The organism is Herminiimonas fonticola (assembly GCF_003293745.1).
GTDB classification, from domain to species: domain Bacteria; phylum Pseudomonadota; class Gammaproteobacteria; order Burkholderiales; family Burkholderiaceae_D; genus Oxalicibacterium; species Oxalicibacterium fonticola.
On sequence record NZ_PTLZ01000002.1, the window covers coordinates 740548 to 763437 of the forward strand.

Below are 22890 nucleotides of genomic sequence, written 5' to 3' on the forward strand. Positions count from 1 at the left end.
CTCTTATTTGATATTCAGCCCAGCCATGACTGGCTGTTGACGTTCCGCCATCAGGAAGCGATGCAGGTTGATTGCATCGGCAGTGCGGTTCACACTGGCACGCGCATTCAACAAGACCATGATTGCATCACGACCGGCAGTGCGCACACGCATGATGATGCAACGTCCGGCTTCTTGCGTATACCCTGTTTTGGACAAGGAGATCGTCCAGTTCTTGTCACCCACCAGTTTGTTCGTGTTGTGATAGTGACGGGCGGAGCCACCGACATCAATCAGATCGCCAGATACGGTCGTGATTCTTTCGATTTCAGGATAGCGGGAAGCCGCCATCGCCAACTTGGCCAGATCGCTTGCAGTCGACGTATTGAACGGCGAAAGCCCGGTCGGCTCTTCAATATTGGTGCGACGCAAAGATAATGCATGCGATTTATTGCGTACCGCTTGTTTGAAATACTCAATGCCGCCCGGATAAGTGCGAGCCAGTGCATGTGCTGCGCGATTGTCGGACGACATCAATGCCAGTTCCAGCAAGGTATTGCGCGACAGGACGGCGCCGACAGGGACGCGTGACGAACTGAACTTGAGTACGTCTACATCTTCTTCAGTAATGACGATATGTTCGTGCATATCCAGATGCGCATCGAGCACCACCATGGCGGTCATCAACTTGGTCAGCGATGCAATCGGTACGATATCGCTGGAATTTTTCTCGAACAGCACTTTGCCTGTAGCTTCATCAATCACGATGGCATGCTTGGAGCCCAGGGACATCGCCGAGGATGATGCAGTAAGGGTGATTAGTGCAGCAAAGAGAAAAGACTTGATCATGTGCGCTCGAAAAATAATTGCTTCGGGCGCTGATCATAGCGTCGTTTGCAGAGGATGTATGTGGTTATCGTGTCGCTGCAAGGATATTTTTTGTAACCGATGCATATTGGTCAAGCTGTCGACACTGACAAGATATAAACAGAATAGAAGGCGATGCAGAAATGACATCTGCATAAGATGATTGCATCACGATTTGCTATCTATAACTTCAATCTGAAAGTTGTAGAGATAAGCTTGTTTTGAGGGAAATTTTGGACGATGCAGATGATCAGGCATCGTCCACCTTGGCTTAAGAAGCGTCAGGTTTTGCTGGCAGGTTTGGATCGAGTGTTCGTGCAACTGCGGCGAACATTTCAGATGCAGCAGTAAATTTATTGCGTTCAAGGTATTCGGATTCGCGCATCAGATGGACGGCGAGGGCGGTATCGTTGGTCGTGATGCCCTTCAGGCTGCGGCCAAGGTGGCGGCAGAAGGAAGCAACTTCACTTTTGCTAACGGTTTCTACTGGTGCTGCGCTGGTATTCGTGTCGCTCATTGATGCTTCCTTTTTTATTCAGTGGCTGAAGGTGAAATGATAGCTAAGCTGTCATAAATTGTCTTCTATGCTCTTTGCATAAATTTTTTCAGCCTCGAAAATACCAGATAAATCAGACCATCGCCTTCAAATCAACTTTACACAAATTACTTTAATATATAAATATAAATAATTGATTATATTAATAAATTTAAATTAATTTAAAGTGCTTTGTGAGATTCGTGACGGGCAGCGGACATCAGCAGGAAATCTTTTTCTGTCAATGACGCGCGGTTGCCATGCACAAGTCATGGCACGAATATTGAACGTTATTCGTTTGCCTATGCCGAAGTGTTTGGTGAACCATTACCCTTATCCAACAAAGGAGTCTGATGCAACGTCGTGACCTACTCAAAGCATCCGCCGCGCTCGCGCTGGCCGGTTTTTCTGCCCCTCAGTTATACGCAGCGGGTAACGCTCCCGCCAAACTCAAAACCTTAGGCAAGTCCGAACTCTTCGATTACGCATTCCTGAAAGGTCGTGCGCGTGACATGGCCGGCAAGCCATATCAGCAGACCGTCGACAAGGTTCCCGCCAAGGTCAAGGCACTGGATTGGGATCAGTATCAGTCCATCGGTTATCGCGACGATCATGCCTTGTGGGGTAAGGATAAGCTGCGTTTTCAAACCAAGTTCTTCCATCTGGGCATGTACGCGACGCAGTCGGTCAAGATACATGAGCTGGAAGACGGCAAGGCGCGCGAGCTGGCTTACGATCCGGAGATGTTCAATTACGGCAAGAGTGGACTGAAAGGTGCAGATTTGCCCAAAGATCTCGGCTTTGCCGGTTTTCGCGTGAATTTCCATACGGATCTGGTGCGCGATATTGCTGCGTTCTTGGGTGCCAGTTATTTCCGTGCGGTGGGTGGCGATTGGCAATACGGCTTGTCGGCACGCGGTCTGGCGATCGATTGCGGCATGGCGCGTCCCGAAGAATTTCCGCGCTTTACCGAATTCTGGCTGGAACGTCCGGCCAAGCAGTCGAGCAAATTGATTGTCTATGCCTTACTGGATTCGCCTAGCGTCGCCGGTGCTTATCGTTTTGAAATCATGCCCGGCGCGACCATGTTGATGGATATTGATGTCGCCCTCTATCCGCGCAAAGCCATCGAGCGCATGGGGGTTGCGCCATTGACCAGCATGTTCCTGACTGCAGAAAACGATAGGCGCATAGGTAACGATTGGCGTACAGAGATCCATGATTCCGATGGTTTGGCGATGTGGTCGGGTAATGGAGAATGGATCTGGCGACCTTTGGTCAATCCTGAAAACCTGCGCTTCAATGCCTACGCCGATCAAAGCCCGCGCGGGTTTGGCTTGATGCAGCGCGATCGCAATTTCGATCATTATCAGGATGACGGCGTCTTTTACGACAGGCGTCCGAGCTTGTGGGTGGAACCTAAATCGGGATGGGGAAAAGGCTCTATCCAGTTGGTTGAAATTCCAACCGTCGATGAAACCTTCGACAACATTGTCGCATTCTGGAACCCGGAAGCAATACCGCAACCGGGCCAGGAATTGTTGTTTGGCTACAAGCTGCATTGGGGTGCCAAGATGCCGTTCAACCCGCAGGCGGCCAAGGTAGTGGCGACGCGCACCGGCATCGGTGGTGTCGTCGGCAAGCAGCGCACGTATTTCTCCTGGCGTTTTGCAGTGGACTTTGCCGGCGGCGATCTGGCCTTGCTCGGACGCGATACCAAGGTTAAAGCGGTCGTAACAGCAAGCAAAGGTGAGGTTGAAATCACGTCAGCGCGTCCGCTGGACGATATCAAAGGCTATCGCGCCATGTTCGACGTGAAGATCGCTGACGATATTCAGGGGCCGATAGACTTGCGACTGTATCTGACCGCAGATGGACAAACCTTGTCCGAAACCTGGTTGTATCAATGGACGCCGCCGACCAAGCGCAGCTTTTAATGAGCCATTCGCTTCACAGCAAAAACATGGCTGAAATCTGGCCGTCGTGCAGCCTCGGCCGTTTTCAATTTTTAATGAAGAAGGTAAGATGTCGGCATGATTGATCCTTCATTGATGGGCCGGCTTTCCTTTACGCCGACAGCTCCTACCAAACCACCGTTGCAGCCTGGTCGTCACAATCTCGGCATAGCCGAAGAACGTGATGCCATTCTGTATGTTCCAACCGGGCTCGAAGAAGAAGTCGCCGTGCCTTTGCTGGTCATGTTCCATGGCGGCGGCGGTAGCGCTGAAAAAGTGCTGCCTTTCCTGCAAGAGCATGCAGAGCGCAATCAATTCCTGTTGCTTGTGCCGCAATCGATTTATCCGACCTGGGATATCGTCATAGGCGGTAACGGCCCCGATCTGCAGCGGCTGAATCAGGCGCTGACAGAGGTATCGTCACATTATTTTATCGATCCTGATCATTTCGGCTTTGCCGGATTTTCGGATGGCGGCAGTTATGCCTTGTCGAATGGCATCACGAATGGTGATCTGATCACGCATGTAATCGTGTTCTCTGGCGGCTTCATGTCTGTCTTCATGCAAGAAGGTGCGCCCAAGGTATTCATCGCGCATGGTCTGTCGGATGAACAATTGCCGATTGAAACCAGCGGTCGTCCGCATGCAGATAAATTGAAGGCTGCAGGCTACGACGTGACTTTCCTGGAATTCAATGGCAATCATTCGATACAGCCGCCTATCGTGAAATTGGCTGTAGAGTTTTTCCTGAAGTAAACGCGCTGTCTCTCATGCGAGACTTATTTATCCAAGTAAGACGACAAACAAGCCGTGCTAAAATTTTGACATGAACCGACTTTTCAAGACTGCGATGTTGTGGCTGCTTGCGCTGGCTTTGCCAGTGCAGGGCTTTGCCGCGGTAACGCAATCGTCTTGTGTGCCGCAGATGCAAGCGCAACATATCGTTGCAGCGACTGGCGGCATGCAGGATTCGGTGCAGCCTCATCACACGACAGAACATCAGCATCATCAAATGAGTATGTCTGCTGAGCACGCCGTACCTGTCGCTGCAGATGTGCCGTCTGATCATCAGATAAATACCCATGCAAACGTAAAATGCAGTGCCTGCGCTACGTGCTGTATCGGTATCGCCATGTTGCCTGTCATGCCGGAATTGCCTGCTTTCCCGATTGCTTCAACGCCAGTTTTTTCTTCGCTGTCTTCTTTGTTTCCCGGTCATATTCCTGACGGGCTCAAACGTCCCCCCAAGTTTTCTCTCGTTTAAATCTCGGTAATCAATTTGCTTGAACAGCTTTGCTGTTCAAGTCGCGATTGATGTGCGTGCGCATTGCGTACGCCGATTACTCATCATTTATTAAACGAGAATTTCATGAAAATTCCATTTCATTCGCCAATTGCAGTGATGGCGTCGCTTGTCTTGCTGTCGGGTTGTGCCAATTTTTCAGCCGATGGTGGCATGAACGATGTCGCAGCACTGACTAAGGAACGCACCGGCCAGATACCGCAGCGTACGAGCACGGAGCAGGACCGAGTCCAGCACGATAAAACCGTGCGTGATTTGTTGTCCCGACCACTGACACCGGATAGCGCAGTTCAAATTGCCTTGATCAATAACCCTGGCTTGCAAGCCAGGCTAAGCGCGTTGGGCGTAGCCGAATCCGATCTGGTACAAGCCGGTCGCATGCGTAATCCAGGATTTTCATTCGGTCGTTTGAGTGGCGGTGGCGATGTGGAGATAGACCGCAGCATCATGTTTGATCTGGTCGGTTTGCTGACCATCCCACTGCGTAGCGAGATTGAGCGTGGCCGCTTCGAACAGGCAAAACTGCAGGCTGCGATTGATGCCGTCAAGCTTGCCGCCGAAACGCGCCGGGCTTTTTTCTATGCAGTCGCCGCACAGCAGACAGCCTTGTTCATGGAACAGGTCAAGGAATCAGCCGAAGCCGGTGCCGAGTTGGCGCTAGGCATGCGCAAGGCCGGTAACTGGAACAAGCTGGATACCGCACGCGAGCAAATTTTTTACGCAGAGTCGATCGCAGAACTGGCACGCAGTCGCCAAACTGCAGTCAGCACGCGCGAACAATTGACGCGCACCTTGGGTCTGCTGCAGTCCGACCAGACATTCACCTTGCCTGCAAAGTTGCCTGACTTGCCCAAGACCGCGATGGATATAGGCAATCTTGAAGCGCAGGCCATGCAACAAAGGCTGGATGTGCAAATGGCCAAACGTGATGCCGAAGCGACTGCCAGTGCACTCGGTTTAAGCAAAGTGACACGATTCATCAATGTGCTCGACGCCGGTTACATGAACAAGAGCGAAACCGGCAAGTCACGCAGCAACGGCTATGAGATCAGCGTTGAACTACCCTTGTTCGATTGGGGCAGCGCGAAGTCGGCGAGGACAGAAGCGCTATACATGCAATCGCTACATCGCACCGCCGACATTGCGGTTAGAGCCCGCTCTGAAGTGCGCGAAAGCTACGCCGCCTATCGCAGCGCCTACGAACTGTCGGCACATTACCGAGATCAAGTCGTCCCCCTACGCAAACAGATTTCAGAAGAAATGCTGTTGCGCTACAACGGCATGCTGAGCAGCGTTTTTGAATTATTGGCCGATGCGCGTTTGCAGATCAGCGCGGTCAATGCTGCGATCTCGGCGCAACGCGATTACTGGCTGGCGGAGTCCGATTTACAGATGGCGATCAATGGCAGCGGACCTAATACGCCGCCAGCCGGTATCGCAGCAGCAGCGACGACCTCGACACCAGTTGAACACTGATAAGAATAGATAGGAACAAACATGATTTCTCGCAGAAATTTTCTCGCAAGCGCGACGACGATCTTGGGTGCAGGTTTTGTCAGCAAGGCTGGCGCAGCAGGCATACCTGAAGCGCAGATCATTCAGCATGCGCAGACCTTGCCGCCGAAGGCACCTTCGACTGGTCGCCCGTTTAATCCTGTAGTGACGCTCAACGGCTGGAGTGCGCCGTGGCGCATGAAAAACGGCTGGAAGGAATTTCATCTGATTGCCGAGCCAGTGATACGTGAACTCGCTCCCGGTATGAAAGCGACATTGTGGGGTTACAACGGCTCCAGCCCGGGGCCGACGATAGAAGTGGTGGAGGGTGACAAGGTACGCATCTTTGTTACCAACAAATTGCCTGAGCATACGACGATACATTGGCACGGTCAGCGTTTGCCGAATGGGATGGATGGTGTGGGAGGCTTAACGCAGCCGCAAATCCCGGTGGGTAAAACCTTTGTCTATGAATTTGAAGCGAAGCGGCCAGGCACTTTCATGTATCACCCGCACGCTAAGCATAAGTTCTCTATTATGGACATACAAACACAACATGATTTGGTATGGACATATAGATTTTATGGATAACAATACGTTGGATTAGCAATGGTCTTGTTCGTGAGAGTAGAGGTAATATGGCGACCCAAGAATGGTCTGCATTTTCCTCCATTGGCGCTCCGGTGCCTGCTCCGAATAACCGTTTTGCAAGCTATACCAATTGGCCACCCTAGAGCGAATCACTCACATTCCCCACATTGTCTCGGTAGTTAAGGGTGAAGTCGTTTACTCCGAGAGTAAGCGACCGACAATTCAGCGCCTGCCTCAGATATTTTGGAGAAGCGCCAGTCCGTGGCGAGAGGCAAATCTCTGGGCTGTAGAGCGTGCCACGAACAGAGACACGTCTTTGAAAACGGTGTCTAGCAACATGAACTGCTTACTGCACTACGCCAATTTCCTCGAGGCGAAAGGACTGGAGTGGTTCACCTTCCCGCTGCGAAAAGCAGACCGATGCTTGGTGCAATACAGAGGAACCCTAATCCAAGAAAGGGACTCTGGGAAAATAATGCCTTCTACAGCCTCGGAATACATGCGCAATGCGGTTTCTTTCTATCGCTGGGTGTTATCCAATGGGCTACTGGACTCTGCCGCTCCGCTCTGGAGAGATAAAGCGGTGTACATCCGTTTTTTCGATGCGGTTGGGTTCGAAAGAACGGTGGTACGGCTAACTACAGACTTATCTATACCAAACAGGACGCATCCTGGACTTCGACTTGAAGACGGATTGTTGCCGGTATCTGCGGAAGATCGTGATGCGCTCCTGGACTTTGCTAAAACCAATTCAAGCCAAGAGTTATATCGTATGCTTGCCTTGGGATTTTTTACAGGCATGCGTCTGGGGAGTATTTGTGACCTGAAAATACAGACTCTTGAAAATGCAGTTGAGGACCCCGTTGCTAAAGGTCTCTTTTGCATAAACATCGGGCCAGGCGCAACACCTGCGGTTCAAACAAAATTTGGTGTGACAGGCCGCATTTGGATTCCAAAATCACTCCTTGATGACCTTCTGGAATACGCCGGTAGCTTGCGTCGTTCAAAGAGACAGGCAAAGGCCCCCGTCGAAAACAAAGAGCTAGTCTTTCTAACGGTATTCGGAAACCCATACGGCGCAAAAGACTCGGAACAGTCATCTGCCATCAATACGGAAATGGTTACCTTTAGGCGTAAAGGCACGCAAGCAGGTATCAAGGTTTCTAAGACCTTTCATTTTCACCAGTCTCGCTGCACTTTTGCTACTGAACTAGCGACCATAGCGCTCAGCACGACGGATCCAATCAATGCGATAGCGCTGGTTCGTGATGCGTTGCTCCACAAAAACGAAGCCACGTCACTTAAGTACATCAAATTTGTCACTGTAACTCCCGCCAAGCAAGCGGCTGCTAATGAGTTCATGCGCGCATTCATGGGAGTTAAAAATGCCGGCAAGACCTAATCTTAATGGCATTGCAGTACCCAATTTATCCTTCCCGATGGTTCAATATGGCGGAAGGGAAACGCCATGGAGTCTTGTTCCATTGTTGTACTCTGGTGGTGCCTCGGCTGACATTAAAAAGGTGATGAATGCTATTGAGCAAGGCTCCCTTGGTGAGGCACTCTTGGGAAGGCTCACCCTTGTAAATCGGCTTCATCAAGAGATTTGTGATGATCTGATATGCGGGGGGAGTAGGCATACTGCCGGTAAGCGTATAACCCTGCTTCGATCGTTCTTTGCAAGGGCAGACAAGGTAGGTGCCGACTTACGGTTGGAGACGGTCACTGAAAACTACCATGCCTGGGCGGCTGACCTTTTGCATAGACAGCTTGTTCTCAAAGAAGTCAGTGGAGCTACGGTATACGACGACGCCAGAGTTTTGTCAGGACTTTTTGGTAGGGTGTTAGGCAGGCAGCACGCTTTAATCAAAGAAACTAGGATCCACAGACCAAGGCAAACCGGGAAGTTCAGTACGTCTGCGGCAGGCAAAGTTAATCTGACGGAGACCTTTAAATTTGGACTAGTTCTTATTGAAATTTGTGAGTGTCTTTCTTTTGCGACGACACAAAACATACTGCCTGTTCAACTATCCCTGCATACAGGACACACGTTGGAGTTTTGGTCTGGCTTACAGAAGCCAGCCATACGCAACCGAACAACGCGAAGGCACAATCATGAGGCTCGCGTATCCGAAGAAAAACGGGCCGCTTGGCAAGCAGACAAGTCATTGCGAACACGTTCACCTCTTGTGAACCTTCGCATTGAGGCGGAGCTGCTTTTGTTCATCGCGCAGACCGGCATGAACCTGCAGCAAGCGTATACGCTCCGGATGGATACATTCCACTACACCAGCTATCTTGATGGATACCAAGTTCGGCAACATAAAGGACGAAGAGAAGGCTCCGTTCTATTTGAGATATTTAACGAATATCGTGCTCATTTTGAACAGTATCTCGATTGGCGAAATGCTTGGTTCCCAGAACAAGATGATGGGTTGCTATTTCCGTTCATCACTGAGGGGAGAAGTTTAGCTAAAGCTCCAGAGTTCCATCACGTTCGGCAGATTTGCGACAGTTGCGCTATTTGGTGCGTGCTCCCCCGCTCACTGCGTAAGACGCGAATTAATTGGTTACTTCGCAGAATAAGTGATCCGCAACTGGTCGCAGACATGGCTCAGCACGACTTACAAACACTGTTACAACAGTATGCAGAACCCAATATTCAATTGGCGATGGTCGAGATAAGTAAATTTCACGCAAAAACCGCAAGTAGTCTCATGCCACCAAGCCCCGGCCTTTGCGTGACAGTCTCCCCCGAGCCACTGGACAATATGCCTGATGGCGCTCCGGCACCTGACTGTGTCACTGGTGGAGGATGCCTGTTTTGCAAGAGCCATCGAGACGTTGATAGCAGCGACCATGTGTGGTCATTGGTAAGTTTTAGGCACCTTAAATCCATTGAATTAGCCAAATACAAACCTCCGAAGACCGCCACGTTGCCACCTCATCCGGCAGAGATGGTTGTCCAGCGGATTACTCAAAAGATTAAATTTTTCGAAAGCAGTAGCGAAGTGCGTGGAATGTGGGTGAGGGAATCACTTCTGTGCATTGATGAAGGGAACTACCACCCATCTTGGGACGGCTTTATTCAACTAAACGAAATGAGGGGAAGTTCTGAATGAGCGCCGTACCTGTCTTACCGGGCCTAGCAATTGAATCAACTTTAGTAGTTCCTGGAGCAATCAATTTTCGACCGCTCGAATGGCCACCTGCAAGAGACTGGCCAGTTATCGTGGACAAGCAGGGCAATGTGGTCAGCCGATTTGCCGACAGCTTATGGATCCTTGATCCTTGGGCAGACCGCCGAATGGTGTTGAATTTCGGTGACGGTCGAGTGGATAAAACTGATCCAATTGATAGAGGCAATGCAGACCTATTGAGAATCATTGCCAGTTGGTGGTTGTACGGCCCAAGTGACTTACGCACCGCTCGCACGCTGCTCGCTAGATTCAGTTTGCTCCGACCCATTTTCAGTACCTGTACCCGAGAAGGTATCCTAGCCTCAGAACTGACTCGGTTCCCACTTGTTGTGGAAAAAATTGCGGAAGCTTTAATGCCGTCCATGGGCGGCGCAATTCTTTCCCTCCTTCATGAATTATATGAATGTCGCGACAAAATCGGTTTTGAATTGATTGACCGAAACGGACTAGTCAGACTCGCAGCAATGTTGCCCCTACATGAGCGCAGGCAAACTCCATACATCCCCCCACGAATTTGGCAGTATCAAGTTACCCGACTTCAAGCCTGTCTAGAGGACTTTCTCGCACACAAGAATGACATTCAGGCTTGTTTCGATTTTTGCCTTGCTGCCTATGTGCATAACTATGGCTCGCTTGAATCAGCCTTAAGACCTGCCCGTGCTTCAAACATTCGACCATTTTTTACGCCTGAGGGCGGAAGAGCAAAACGAAAAGGTATGGTCTTTCATGGCCCGTTCCTAGTCATAGCAAAAAAATTTAAGATCGACGGTGTTCTAAGAAACTGGATGGGCCCCAAAGATGGTCTGGCTGAGTCGGCTTTATCGATTGACGTTTTTTCCACTTATCTTTCCATGGTTACGTTTGTAGGTCTTGCCTACGTCCTCAACTTCAGTCTAATGCGCCGGGGAGAAGCGGGAAGTCTTCGTGCTGATTGTTTGCGGGTTGAAGATGATCCTCAATTTGGGAAGATCTATCTGCTTCAGGGGCAAACCTCCAAGACCATTACCGACGACAGAGCTATTTGGGTCACTGCCCCTTCTGTGTCACTTGCCATTGATGCGTTGGCTATGGTCGCGCTACTGAGAGCAAAGTGCTCCGTTACCGGGGCAGAGGGAGCCCTTCTTTTAAATAGCATTGCTACAGAACCTTGGGCGTCCGGTGTTCCGGCATTAGCGCCGACGTTAAAGCAACATATAAAACCGTATTCGCTTGTCACTTTGCATTATCCACGGCTCTTTGACCTCAATGAATTGCGTATTAGACAAAAAGACCTCGAGTTGGCAAGACTTGCAAACCCCACTTTGTCCGATGAATTTAAGGTCGGCGCGATATGGCCCTTAGCTTGGCACCAACTGCGCAGGACAGGGGCCGTCAATATGCAGTCATCCGGACTCGTCTCGGACGCGTCCTTGCAATTCCAGTTGAAGCACCTAACCCGAGCCATGTCCTTGTATTACGGCCAAAACTATTCTCGCATCAGGCTGGAAGAAACATCAAAAACGTTATATGTTCAAACCATGTATGAAATGTTAGGCCGAGAGTTCACGAAGCTGACTACAGACCGATTCGTGAGTCCACACGGTGAGCGTCGAAAAGCAGAAATAGTGCGGCTTATCTCCGTTGATGACGTCAAGCAATCCATATTGCTAGCAAAGAGTGGTGGAGTTGCATGTAGAGAAATTATTCTGGGTGTTTGTACAAACAGAGAACCCTGTCCGTATGGCGGTATTGATACGGTGGCTCATTGCGGCGGAGGTGCTGCGGACGACGGAAAGAGCTGCTCCGATATTTTATATGACCGGAGCAAACAAGCTCAAGTTGAACATTTGGAGCGAGTTTTGAACGAGAGGCTGTCTACCGCCCCGGCAGGAAGTCCTTTGTATGAATCCCTTGAAGCGCAAAAACGCAGCGTAGAAGATTATTACCATGCCACAAAATAAAACTGAACCTCTATCTGCCTTGGACAAGTACCGCGCGGCGTTTATGAGACTGAAAATGAACACCCCCCAGCGGTTACCAAAAGGGACCATTGTCAGCCAAAATAATGTTGCGAAGGAAGCGGGCACAGACCCTAGTGCGCTTAAGAAAAGCCGATTTCCATTATTTATTGATGAAATTCAGCGATATGTGTCTGTCCAATCGGATAAGAAACCGGTTTCAGCTCGTCAAAAAACGCTTTCCACCCGAAAAAAGAATCGTAGCTTGCAGGAGCGCCTAAGTGAAGTTGCCAAACAAAGGGATAACCTTGCTAGCCTATTGACTGAAGCAGACATGGCAATCTTGGAACTACGGAGTCAATTGGTTGAATTCCAGCGAACTGCCAGCAATGTAGTGGAGCTTTCAGTCAAGCCACAAGGTGTGCGTCGGTGAGAGGTGTCAATCAACAATAGTTTTTTAGGTGAGATGTTACGGGGACGGGAAGATATCAACGCAAAATGCTAGCGTTCTTAATTGAATTAAAAGCACGCTATGCACTGCTCGCGCTAATGCTGGACTGTGAAACCAGCCATCGAGAAAGGTTTAGTTACGAGAGAATATTCACTAAAGTACCCGTAACATCTCACCTTAAACGATGAAATAGTGACTGACATTGCATTAGCTGATTACCTGTCTAGTTCATCACTTAAGTAAGGAAATTCTGTGATCTCTATTTCGTTATCTCTTCTTTTATGCCATCGATAGCGCCTATGAATGGCGCAAAATATAATCGGACATCATTCAAAATGATGTTTTTAGCACCCGAACTTTTTGGTCGCGCCAGTTCTATTTTTATTGCTTTAATAGCGCCGCTAAATGGAGAAAAATAAAGTCGTAAATCCTGTAAAGCAATTGATTGAATATACTTAAAGGCGGCGTACATTTTGTCTCCTTGCAGATAAATTACAAACATACTTGAAATCAACTTCCTTCGCCACGTTAAGAATATTAATCTTTCTGTAGCTCGATCTCTTCTTCTCCTCACTTTTCTCCTACAGAACGCGGAATACTTTTGGACTGATTTGTTTACTTTACGGACTTCTATAACCTGCAATCAGCCTGTCGGCCATCAAGGTCATGAACGAAGAACCCTGAATGCTGGGCTTTTTAACCCGACGCTATGCACCATCCAAGAAAGTTAGAGGGACTCAAGTACCTTAGATTCACCGTTTTTAAATACGAGTTCTAAATGAAGGCCTTGGCGGCCTACAATGATTGCTAGTAATGGCCTGTTGTCCAAGCGTTTCTTGGCAAGTAACGACCATTCTGTTTTATCTATGTTCGAAGGGGACGGTAGATCTTCTGGATGAGTGTGCCATTCACCTAAATATCTAATTGTTCCGCGACTCTGATGCCAAAATGTCTCTGCAATTTCTCTGTGGTTATTTGAAGAGCGCTCAAACAGAAAGCGAAAACGTGAATCGGTGGCTGCAGGTTCCGTAGCATGTAAGATTTCGAGATTAGGCCCTCGAACGCAGCCAAGAAGGATTCCCCCACTTTCAGTATCGCTACTTTGGCGCTGAGCATGAGCGCCAAAAGTTGTTGCTGCTTGGTCAGCAAGGTGCACAAGCACTTTCCGGTCAGATGTCGCCCAAGAAGCTAAGTACGGCATAGAGGGCATCCTGGATGGGTAGTAGGACTGCAATCCGAGGTTGCAAGAGTGTATTTCGAATCAGTTATTCTCGTTCGCAGATTTTTCATGGTGATTCCATTTACCCAATCAAGAACCATCTCAGCACCTAAGTTTGCAGCATGAGATGACACATATGCTGGGAATGGTACATATAGGCCTTCACAACCTGCACCTGCGGTTACCTTCGGAAGCTCTTCTACTATTGATGTGAGCTGTTTTTGTCTTTCGTATTCCTTTAGACATCTAAAGCAGGCGTCATCTGCTTTAGATTTTATAAGACCACGTACAGCCACACCCGGACCATCAATCCACACTGTAAGCAATGGAATATTTGGCGATAGCTTATTTGCTAGCCAATGACCTAAAGATTCTTCACCTGTAGCATCAATTACTAAGTCCATGCCCGTAAGGTCGACCTGTTGGGCTTTTTTGGGGAGTGAAACAATATGGACTCCTGGCGATTGCATGCCTATCTCAATGAATAAAGCATCCGCTTTGTTCATGAAAAGCGATGGGATTCCGAGTCTATGTCGTCCCATGTTTTGCGGCATCATGATGTCGTCGTCTATTAGCATCAAGTGTCCCTTGCCTGTGCCTGCCCCCATTTTGGCCAATTGTTCAGCAAGAAACCCACCAATCGTTCCGCAACCTACAATCGCTATCCTTTTGTCTGCCAGCGAGACACGATTGGGAATATTTCGAGTTGTTATGTATTCAGAATCAACTCGAATTACAGCGTGAGGTGTGATTGGAAGCGGGTAAATACTGCGTGCATCGATGAATTTCGACTTCCGTTGATTTTTTTTGAAAGAGGAAAAGTCCACTGAAAAGGCATACTTCATCAATGGCGAATTGATGACGAATAGAACTAGAGTTGGAGCTAACTTAGCAGCGGTAAGTAGGCTGCTTTCAATTTTTTTTCTGCAATTGGAATCAAGTTTTCCTTGCCAAGCCAAGATGCTCTTTACGTCGTTTGGCGGCCATGAGTCTGTGCGTGGTCTTGCTTTGGTCGAAGTCTTTAAGTGGTAGACCGGGATTGGCTTTGGTTTTGATTTGTGACCGGCCAGCATCAATAATCGGGAAGTCCGGTCAATATTGTCGCTGAGGATAGTCCATGTAGAGCCGCTAATATCTATGGAGAAAGCCAAAACCAAAGTGGGTTGTGGTGCAACATCAGAAATACAGAAAGTTCCAAAGTTCCAATAGGCAAAAAATTCTTCTTCCAAATCTTCAATAAGTTCATTATTGATTATTTTTTCTAGTATATTTTCTGCTCGCTCAAGACATGCCAATGTTTGACCCACAGGGTCACAAATATCTAATGTGACAGTACCGTTTGCTATATAGCAGAGACCACCATTTCCATCGATGTGTGGAGCGATAGGAAGAAGAGACGAGGGTACCTTTAGTAATCGTACGCGCGGGATTTCAATAAATTTCGGGTCGAATGAAAACAAAACAGGATGGACTTCACCTGCTGCAGTAAGCAGCCCTTTAAGTACTATCCATCCATCGTTGCTTCTTCTTTCGAAATTGAAGCCGCGGTTTTTTAATACAGCAACGACGTTAGCAATAGAATCTACGGATTCGGGATTCATCCGGCCTTTGTTCGTCCCACAAGTTCAGACGCCCCTGCAGCCGCAGGTGCCGCTGCAATTGTCGCTGCTACCGAGACCTCTCGTATATCTTGAGGTGTATTTGGGAAGCGACTGCCGAATTTTTGAATCATCCAAGTGCAAGCTTGGGTAGGATTTGCTGAATGGATTGCGCCTCTTAAGTATTTCTCCATGTCTTCAAATTTCTGTGCAGCCTCTTCAACCTTCTCTCTACCTAGTCTCTCGGTTAGGGATTCGTTTGCATCAACGGGACAGTCAACACCTTTTCTCAATGATGCTGGCAGTTCAGCTAAGACATCAAGGAGTGCAATATCGTCGCGTCGGTCTCTTTTCTCGAACAATGGAACTGCTGCTGCCATCAATAAAATTGATGAAGGTCCGCCAGATTCCCATTGCCAATCACGAAAGGCTTTCAAAAATCTAATTATCCGGCGCAACTGAATACCGCGGATTTCAACTTCGTCCAGAAACCATTTTTTGATTGGCCGAGGGTCTGATTCTTTCCAGTTTTCCTCACGATGAGCAAGTAAAACACTCCCATTAGGAAGTGCTGTCCACACATCGCGTTCGGCACGTGCAAGTGCATTTTCAATGCTATCGAAAGCAAATTTTGTATGCGCTTTCAGGAGCGTTTCAAATTCAGTATCAGGGATAGCGTAAAGGGGAATGTCAATGTGGGCAAAACTGGCTATCTCAAGCCTCACACAGGTAGGCTTATCGGTTATCAGTTTCCAGCCTTTTTCATCGGCGAGCTTTCCTAAACAACTTTCCGCAGCCGCAAAATAAATAGAACTCGCTACGCTAGGACGACTGGTTTGGGAAAGGAAACTTAACGGTAGATATGCGCCGTCATCAATGTCAGCCTGTTGTGTCGCGTGTGCCGGCGCATTAATGGTTTTGTATGCCCACGAGCCTTGTGTGAAAAAGCGTGGTTGAGGTGAATTTTTCTCAAATCCCTGTGCTTTTAGAATGCGGGGCATTTCAGCGCGCAAACACTTTCTTACTTCGTTCTTAGCCTCTTCGATGTACGTTCGCTGCAGAGGATTAAGTTCTAGCGCGTCTAAGAACGAGTGTGGTTTTTCCTCAGTTGAATAAAAAAGAGAACTTAAGTTAAGCATTGCTCCTCCTGCGATTTTTAGGTTTGTCGTTCTTTACTAATAGAAAACTGGTCATCGATTACCGACTACTTTCCTTCTAAGAGGAATTATTTTTATTTGGAAACATTTATGAAAGACAATTATTTCTTCTAATTTGTGGTCAGTTGTAAATTTTTCAAGAGAAAATTACATATCGACAATTTTGTACAAGCTCGTCAATATCGCATATTTACTTGGTTGCTTTGCGAGTTGTATCTAGCTTTATTCAAGTATTGATTCATGGAAACAACTCTACGGACTGGACGCGATATGAATTGGAATAAAGAACAACCTTTTCAGGCATTAGCATTAACGGGGGGCGGTTATCGTGGATTATTCACAGCGCATGCGCTTGATGTAATTGAGAAGAAAATTGGTGAGCCTATCGGCCGCAGATTCGACTTGGTGTGCGGTACATCCATTGGGGGAATCGTTGCCTTGGCGGTTGCTTTTGAGATACCGATGGAAAAAGTGGTTAAGGTATTCATGGAAGACGGGGAAAAAATTTTTCCGCCAGAACGTCGCGCGGCAAACGCTCGTTTTGAAAAATGGGATTTATACACACATCTGGATAAGGCGAGATATGACTCTAAACCTCTACGAGATGCGATTACAAAACTTGTTCCAGCGGATGCCTTGCTTAAGGATGCTGTTCATCCACTAGCAATACCAGCAGTCAACGTGACACAAGGGATTCCGCAAGTATTTAAAACACGTCACAAGCAGGAATGGGAGCGTGATTGGAAGTTCAAGGCGGTTGACGTTGCTCTGGCAACGGCGGCAGCTCCTACATTTTTCGAGTTGGCTGAGATCGGCAATAATCTCTATGCAGATGGAGGACTTTTCGCGAATGCACCTGATCTAATAGCCCTTCATGAGGCTGAATATTTTTTTCAAGTTCCAATTGATTGCTTTCGGCTGCTGAGTGTTGGCACAACCACGAAAAGCTATTCGCTTTCACATTCAACTGGACGAGATTTCGGAATTAGAGATTGGATGCAAGACCAACGACTCTTTTCTGTAATGATTTCATCCCAGCAGCAATTTGTGGAGCAGCTCGTCGCACACCGTTTAAAAAACCAATATCTTCGGATAGACCATGAGCCTTCTAATGAACAGACATCAGATTTAGGATTGGACCTTGCTAGTGTTGCAGCACAAAAAACACTTATGGGTCTTTCTGAAAAGTTGGTGACAGATATCTTGGGTACGAAACTGCTCCCATATCTTGATCATAAACCTCAATTAAAAATATACAGAGGTGAATAATGGGGAAGGCATCTAGTCTTTTTAATGGGGCAGGAAGTCAAACGTTGTATCGGAGAGTTGTACCAACTGAGGAACAAAGAACCTTTCTTCAAGAGCAATGGAATGAGCTAGCAGAACATTTAAAAGCAGAGCTTTATGCTGACTATGGTTATCCAATAACAACTTGGATTCAAGGTTCGTATAAGTTCGGCACTCTTATTCGTCCGGTTCGTTTTGGCGACGAATACGATGTTGATCTCGGAATTTACTTTGAGTTGGGAAGTGAGGGCGATGCTAAGCCCGCACCCGAACAACTTAGGGATTGGGTACAGCGGGAACTGAAGGTGTACAAAGATACGCGCGCTGATATTAAATCTATGGATGAGCCACCTAAGGAAAGATGCTCGCGCCTAATTTACGAAAGGCAATTCCACATTGATACACCTGTCTACGAAGTGGTGCCCTCAAAGGATTACCGTCGCTTGGCTTGTTTATCGGGGAAATGGGAGGAAAGCGACCCCAAAAAAATCTATAAATGGTTCCGCGATACTCTTTCCGCAAAAGATCTAGACCAGCTTCGGAGAATAATTCGATACCTAAAAGGATGGGCTGCAATAGGATTTGATGAAGCTCCAGAATCTCGACCATCGTCGATATTTTTGACTGTCGTCGCAACTGAAGTTTTTGAAAATCAATGGTATGAACGTTTTGTTGGTTTGGACGATGAGGATGCCTTAATCCTCATCGTGAAGAAAATGCATGACCGATTGCAAAATAATTCTGAAGTTAAAAACCCTGTAGAAAGGGATGAGAATTTAAATCGCATTTCGGAAGATGCTTGGAATGGATTCCTCTCTAGGCTGCAAGCGTTTCGCGACGCAGCTGAAAGAGCAGAAGTTGCAGAGGATGAGATTTCAGCCGCATTAGCTTGGTCGGAGTCACTCTCCTATTTAATGCCTCTATCCGAAGCAATGGAAGTCGAAGTCGCAGATGAGGGTTCGCAACATGCTCTGATGATTGTTCCTGATATTAAGATACACGTCTATCGACGTAATCCTAAGCAGCTCATTGGACAGTTTGATAATGAGGTTGCGGCAGTTGCTAAAGACTGCGACCTCGTTTTCACAATTACAAATCCTCATATCATTCCTGATTACGCGACTATCGAATGGACTGTGCGTAATGATGGCGATGATGCAAGTTATCTTGGGGATTTAGGACATCGCAGAATCGGTATAAGAAATTACTCTACCGAGGAGCACACCGCTTATGCTGGACTTCATTATATGGACTGTATTATTCGCCTCAACGGGCAAGTATATGCGGTTCGGCGCGTACCTGTGCACGTAAAGGATATTCAATATCCTGACCGTAATCCTCCGCGGCCAGCTTATACAAAGATACGGAGTCTAAGAAAGCGCCGCCGATAATAAAAGTTTTGATACTTTCGTTTTACGTAAGCTCTTCATATGGACAACATTGAATTACTCAATGTCGTGACGGTGTTTCCTATTCATCAGAATATTCATTTTCGATTTAGGACTGAAGAGAGATTCAAAATGTCAAATTTCTCTACAAAACACATATGAGCTACTACCGTTACTTCATTATAGAGACATATGAAAACCAGGGGGAACCGTCCAGCAAGAAAATTCGTGCTCGCCCGCTAGCGGGTCAAGGAGTGCCTGAACAGCTAAACCTATCATGCTCCGCTGGAATGCGAGAGGCACATCCCTCAGGCACGTTGTTCAAAGTTGACTGCCAAGTCATCAATCGGGAAGGAACTCCATTTTTGTACCGCCATCCTTCGTGGCCTTATGAAGTTGTCATACGCGAACAAGCCAACGAGTTCATCGAACAAAATTTCGCCAAGCAGGTACAAAGAACTAAACGCGTATAAGTGCAATATTTAGGTATCCATTCCGTTTTCATGGGTGGTAATTTTTCTCTTCACTATGCACTGAAGTTCCGCTTTAAACACAAATAGACGGTTGCAAATAATCATCAGCTCACCTCCAAAATTCATCAAAACTATATTCAACTCACACCTGCCAAGCTTAATGGAAACGGAAAATCCGCAATGGGACGAAAAACACAAATAAACTTTCTGCACACGATTTTTCCGCCATTCACGAACCGTAACGTCGAACTGCTCGTTAGTAAAGCGAACCAGCATATTGCCCAGCATCTGCGACAGAGCAAGTTCTATATGATTGCCGCACGTGCACAGGCCAGTTTCGTGAATCAACGAATAGACTTGGAGAATGCAACTATTTCCTTGGATGTGCAGGTGGGGACAGAGGTAGTCGATACAGGTGTAATTCACGTTTCGAAATTCAACGAACTTCAAGAAAACTGTACGATTAAAATTACTGAAGAAGCGGTCCTTTTGGGAGGTACGAAGAAGGGCACGCACGCAAAGGTATGGCTCACTCCTGACTCAGTGTATTGGCATGTCGCTCGGCACAGTCCTTACTTGGAAGGCTTTACACGTCACGACCGAGTTTGTAACTACGACCTTTTATATGTTGGTATAGCTAAGCAGCAGGATAGCTATCAGCGTCTCATAAAGAATGCTCATCATGGGCGGCTCAGAGTTTTATCGGAGGAGCATTCGCGAAAACCGGGCGCCCATCCATCTGACGAAATAACGTTATTTCTCTTTGATATTGAGCCGTTTGGAATTCAGACTATGTCGGCGGAAGATGACGACTATGATTTTTTTCGAGAAGCGCCACCCGATAAGGTGGTTGCTGATGCTGAGAAGGCGTTCGTAAGCTTGCTGGATCCACATTACAACGTTACGAAATTTCGGAATTATCCCAAAGGTAATGATGGCTTGTACGGGGCGGGATTGAACGGTTATGGTTACATCATCAATGAAAATTTCAGATTCAACACCGCGACTGCTCTATTCAAGGGATTCAGAAGCGAAGCCGGCTTCGACAATCGCCAAGATTCCATTTATGTGGAAGGGGACGAAGTAAATCTGATTCTCAGTAATGAAATAGAATCAATATTTAGTTATAAATAAAATTGGGGGCGACTTGACGTCGATAGTCATCTGGCGCAATGAAAACAAAGAGGAATTTATGCCAGGCCTTTGGGCGGTAAGCGATTCTCGCGTATCTAGTTCAAACAGTGTCTTGACTGATAATTATCCTAAGCTGTCTGCCATTCATGCGATGTCTTACCAGTCTGGTGATTTTCCCCGCAAGCATCCTAGACATCTTTTTTCGATTGGTTTTGCATTTGCAGGAAGTACCCTGATTGGGTCAACCGTAAGAGAGATGCTCTCTACTCTTCTCTCTGGCCTTAAAGAGATTGATTATTACGATGCGCCCGACCTGTCATTCGACGAAAAAATTCCATCTTTAAAAGAAGTGGCCGACCTCGCCGGTAGAATTGCATCCAAATATGTTGTGAGTCTTGGCGTGCACTACCCAAGTAATGCAAGAATTGAACTCGTAATATTTGGTCATTGCGTGAAGACCAATTCGCTCCGAATATTTAGATTACGCAACTCACCGGGTGCGCCTGCCATAGTGACCGTTGTTGAGATGCCATTGCATGAACGCGATTTCTTCGTTTTTGGTGATAAGCCCTCAGAAGTTGAGATCGCAATTCTTGAGAAGCGAACTACGTTCCAGCACCATTCGCTTGACTGGGATAGGGCACCAATATTAGTAATGCTCGAAATTGCACAGGATCCTAATTTTTCGTCCATCGGAGGCTCTCTACAGCTTTGCGCAACCGGAAAGTTCGGAATTCGTCATCTGCCGTTAACAAAGCCAGGGGAGCAATTGTTCGTTGGCTTCGACATGTTCGAGGGTAATCCTCTTATCGGAGGCTTTTCCTATGTTCATTCCTTTTCACTTAGTCACCCAAACTCTGACGGTTGGGAATGCTCCACGAAGACGCAGGACTAACTCTTACGTCAGCTACTTTTCATGGTTGAGACTAAGTTGACAGGCAGTAATCGGCCAAAGCAGACAGTCAAATTTTTGTATTTAATGGACTAGGCGTTTCGGCCCTTAACTCACGTCGTGCATGATTGACGACTGACCATGCTCCCGTTAGCCCTAGCGTACCCATCAGTGTAGCAACCGCGATGTCTGGCCATCCCGAACCGGTGCCGTAGACTCCAAGTGCCGCCAGCATGACTGCGATGTTTCCAATGGCGTCATTGCGCGAACAAAGCCATACGGAGCGCATGTTGGCGTCACCTTCTCGATAGGCATAAAGCAGCGCGGCAACCGATGCATTTGCTAGAAGCGCGAGGAAACCAATGACGCCCATGGTTGATGATTCGGGCACGATGCCTGACGCCAAATGATATGCGGCGCTTCCCAGCACAAAGACTCCGTAGCTGCCCATGATTAAGCCTTTGCCAAGCGCGGTACGAGAACGCCAAACAGGAGCCAGCCCAAGAACGAAAAGACTGACTGCGTAGTTGCCAGCATCTCCGAAGAAATCCACGGCATCGGCTAAAAGCGATACTGAACCAGCATGCCACCCGCTGATTAATTCAACGAAGAACATGCCAGCATTAACCACGAGAGCAATCCACAGGATGCGTCGATAGCGCGCATCAACCGGTGGTTTATCTGAAGAGCAAGGGCCTGTGCAGCAGTCCGCCATGATGGTTCCTTTAAGGTATATTCATGATTACACACCCTGTAGTAGCTATAGGGTCAATGATTATTTCAAAAGGAATTGTCATGCCTGATTCATTACTAAAGATTGGCGAGTTGGCCAAACTGACAGGATCTCAAGTTGAGACTGTTCGGTATTACGAGCGGGAAGGTTTGTTACCGGCGCCGGATAGGTCGGAAGGCAACTACCGTCTTTATGGAACAGCTCACGTTAAGCATTTGCAATTTGTTTTGCGGTGCAGGTCGCTTGATATGACTCTAAGTGAAATTCGGGAATTGCTAAAGTTTAGGGATTCGCCAGAGCAAAACTGTGGAGCGGTCAATGAATTGCTTGATTGCCATATCGAACATGTCAGCACGCGTATTACGGAGCTACAGTCATTGGAAAATGAGCTGAAGAAACTGCGTAATTTATGTCGACAGACCCAAAAGGCTAAAGACTGTCAGATACTGCAAGGCTTGTCTAAGCCACAAAGTACAAAGTCAAAGAAAGTTGCAAATCATGGCCGAGGGATATAAATGAATTGCGCTAAACTGTAAAAAGTTTTATAAATACCGCCAAATGCGCCGACACTCCTTTTCATCTTTTTGCCGCTTAATTGCTTGCTTCCTGGTCATGACCGTTCTGACCTCAGGAATAGCAATGGCTGCCTACGTCTGTCCGCAGACAACGGCTCCTGTGCAAGAGATGGCAATGGGTG

Annotated in this window: 20 protein-coding genes and 1 pseudogene; 14 read left to right on the plus strand and 7 right to left on the minus strand. The window is 47.6% G+C overall.

Annotated features, from left to right (window positions below; all coding sequences use genetic code 11):
- Positions 1–3: 3 nt before the first annotated feature.
- Complete coding sequence (locus Hfont_RS10885; protein ID WP_112992378.1) at positions 4–828, minus strand: D-alanyl-D-alanine carboxypeptidase family protein; 825 nt, start codon at positions 826–828, stop codon at positions 4–6.
- A gap of 289 nt (positions 829–1117) precedes the next feature.
- A complete protein-coding gene (locus tag Hfont_RS10890; RefSeq protein WP_112992379.1) occupies positions 1118–1363 on the minus strand; it encodes a hypothetical protein in 246 nt (81 codons plus the stop codon).
- A 371-nt stretch (positions 1364–1734) separates the two neighbouring features.
- Between Hfont_RS10890 and Hfont_RS10895 the strand changes: the two genes are divergently transcribed.
- The 9 genes and pseudogenes from Hfont_RS10895 to Hfont_RS10935 all read left to right on the plus strand — a co-directional run bounded on the left by Hfont_RS10895 (position 1735) and on the right by Hfont_RS10935 (position 12294).
- The gene (locus tag Hfont_RS10895; RefSeq protein WP_112992380.1) at positions 1735–3318 is read left to right on the plus strand and encodes an OpgD/OpgG family glucan biosynthesis protein; all 1584 of its coding nucleotides are present in this window, start codon (positions 1735–1737) and stop codon (positions 3316–3318) included.
- A gap of 96 nt (positions 3319–3414) precedes the next feature.
- Complete coding sequence (locus Hfont_RS10900; RefSeq protein ID WP_112992381.1) at positions 3415–4092, plus strand: alpha/beta hydrolase; 678 nt, start codon at positions 3415–3417, stop codon at positions 4090–4092.
- A gap of 70 nt (positions 4093–4162) precedes the next feature.
- Positions 4163–4600 (plus strand): hypothetical protein, encoded by a 438-nt coding sequence (locus Hfont_RS10905; RefSeq protein WP_133467300.1) that lies wholly within the window; start codon positions 4163–4165, stop codon positions 4598–4600.
- 105 nt (positions 4601–4705) lie between these two features.
- Positions 4706–6115 (plus strand): TolC family protein, encoded by a 1410-nt coding sequence (locus Hfont_RS10910; RefSeq protein WP_112992383.1) that lies wholly within the window; start codon positions 4706–4708, stop codon positions 6113–6115.
- A gap of 21 nt (positions 6116–6136) precedes the next feature.
- Positions 6137–6652 (plus strand): annotated as a pseudogene (locus tag Hfont_RS10915) (multicopper oxidase domain-containing protein); the annotation flags it as partial.
- Between the two features lie 547 nt (positions 6653–7199).
- Positions 7200–8126 carry a site-specific integrase gene (locus Hfont_RS10920; RefSeq protein WP_241523075.1) on the plus strand — a complete coding sequence of 309 codons (927 nt, stop codon included), beginning with the start codon at positions 7200–7202 and terminating at the stop codon, positions 8124–8126.
- Positions 8110–9846, plus strand: coding sequence for a site-specific integrase (locus Hfont_RS10925; protein WP_112992386.1), 1737 nt, complete (start codon positions 8110–8112; stop codon positions 9844–9846). Before Hfont_RS10920 ends, Hfont_RS10925 begins: the two co-directional genes overlap by 17 nt.
- Entirely contained in the window at positions 9843–11864 is a 2022-nt protein-coding gene (locus Hfont_RS15150) for a hypothetical protein (protein WP_206604471.1), read from the plus strand. The genes Hfont_RS10925 and Hfont_RS15150 overlap by 4 nt, the downstream gene beginning before the upstream one ends.
- Complete coding sequence (locus tag Hfont_RS10935; RefSeq protein WP_112992387.1) at positions 11851–12294, plus strand: hypothetical protein; 444 nt, start codon at positions 11851–11853, stop codon at positions 12292–12294. Before Hfont_RS15150 ends, Hfont_RS10935 begins: the two co-directional genes overlap by 14 nt.
- Positions 12295–12571: 277 nt before the next feature.
- On the opposite strand, the gene Hfont_RS10940 is transcribed toward Hfont_RS10935, so the two are convergent.
- The 4 genes from Hfont_RS10940 to Hfont_RS10955 all read right to left on the minus strand — a co-directional run bounded on the left by Hfont_RS10940 (position 12572) and on the right by Hfont_RS10955 (position 16268).
- Complete coding sequence (locus Hfont_RS10940; protein ID WP_133467301.1) at positions 12572–12784, minus strand: hypothetical protein; 213 nt, start codon at positions 12782–12784, stop codon at positions 12572–12574.
- Between the two features lie 255 nt (positions 12785–13039).
- Entirely contained in the window at positions 13040–13513 is a 474-nt protein-coding gene (locus Hfont_RS10945; protein WP_112992389.1) for a Mov34/MPN/PAD-1 family protein, read from the minus strand.
- Positions 13501–15132: a ThiF family adenylyltransferase gene (locus tag Hfont_RS10950; RefSeq protein WP_112992390.1), complete on the minus strand. Its 1632-nt coding sequence runs from the start codon at positions 15130–15132 to the stop codon at positions 13501–13503. Before Hfont_RS10950 ends, Hfont_RS10945 begins: the two co-directional genes overlap by 13 nt.
- Positions 15129–16268, minus strand: a complete 1140-nt coding sequence (locus Hfont_RS10955) for a CBASS cGAMP synthase (protein WP_112992391.1) — start codon at positions 16266–16268, stop codon at positions 15129–15131. Before Hfont_RS10955 ends, Hfont_RS10950 begins: the two co-directional genes overlap by 4 nt.
- 288 nt (positions 16269–16556) lie before the next feature.
- Between Hfont_RS10955 and Hfont_RS10960 the strand changes: the two genes are divergently transcribed.
- The 4 genes from Hfont_RS10960 to Hfont_RS10980 all read left to right on the plus strand — a co-directional run bounded on the left by Hfont_RS10960 (position 16557) and on the right by Hfont_RS10980 (position 21463).
- Complete coding sequence (locus Hfont_RS10960) at positions 16557–17555, plus strand: CBASS cGAMP-activated phospholipase (RefSeq protein WP_162845928.1); 999 nt, start codon at positions 16557–16559, stop codon at positions 17553–17555.
- On the plus strand, positions 17555–18964 hold the full coding sequence (locus Hfont_RS10965) for a CBASS cGAMP synthase (protein WP_112992393.1): 1410 nt from the start codon (positions 17555–17557) through the stop codon (positions 18962–18964). Before Hfont_RS10960 ends, Hfont_RS10965 begins: the two co-directional genes overlap by 1 nt.
- A gap of 650 nt (positions 18965–19614) precedes the next feature.
- Positions 19615–20568: a hypothetical protein gene (locus Hfont_RS10975; RefSeq protein WP_112992395.1), complete on the plus strand. Its 954-nt coding sequence runs from the start codon at positions 19615–19617 to the stop codon at positions 20566–20568.
- Positions 20569–20581: 13 nt separating this feature from the next.
- Positions 20582–21463, plus strand: coding sequence for a hypothetical protein (locus Hfont_RS10980; RefSeq protein WP_133467302.1), 882 nt, complete (start codon positions 20582–20584; stop codon positions 21461–21463).
- A gap of 67 nt (positions 21464–21530) precedes the next feature.
- Here the strand turns inward: Hfont_RS10980 and Hfont_RS10985 are convergent, their stop codons facing one another.
- Entirely contained in the window at positions 21531–22175 is a 645-nt protein-coding gene (locus tag Hfont_RS10985; protein ID WP_112992397.1) for a cation efflux transmembrane domain-containing protein, read from the minus strand.
- An 80-nt stretch (positions 22176–22255) separates the two neighbouring features.
- Between Hfont_RS10985 and cadR the strand changes: the two genes are divergently transcribed.
- On the plus strand, positions 22256–22708 hold the full coding sequence (cadR, locus tag Hfont_RS10990; protein WP_112992470.1) for a Cd(II)/Pb(II)-responsive transcriptional regulator: 453 nt from the start codon (positions 22256–22258) through the stop codon (positions 22706–22708).
- Positions 22709–22890 lie beyond the last annotated feature (182 nt).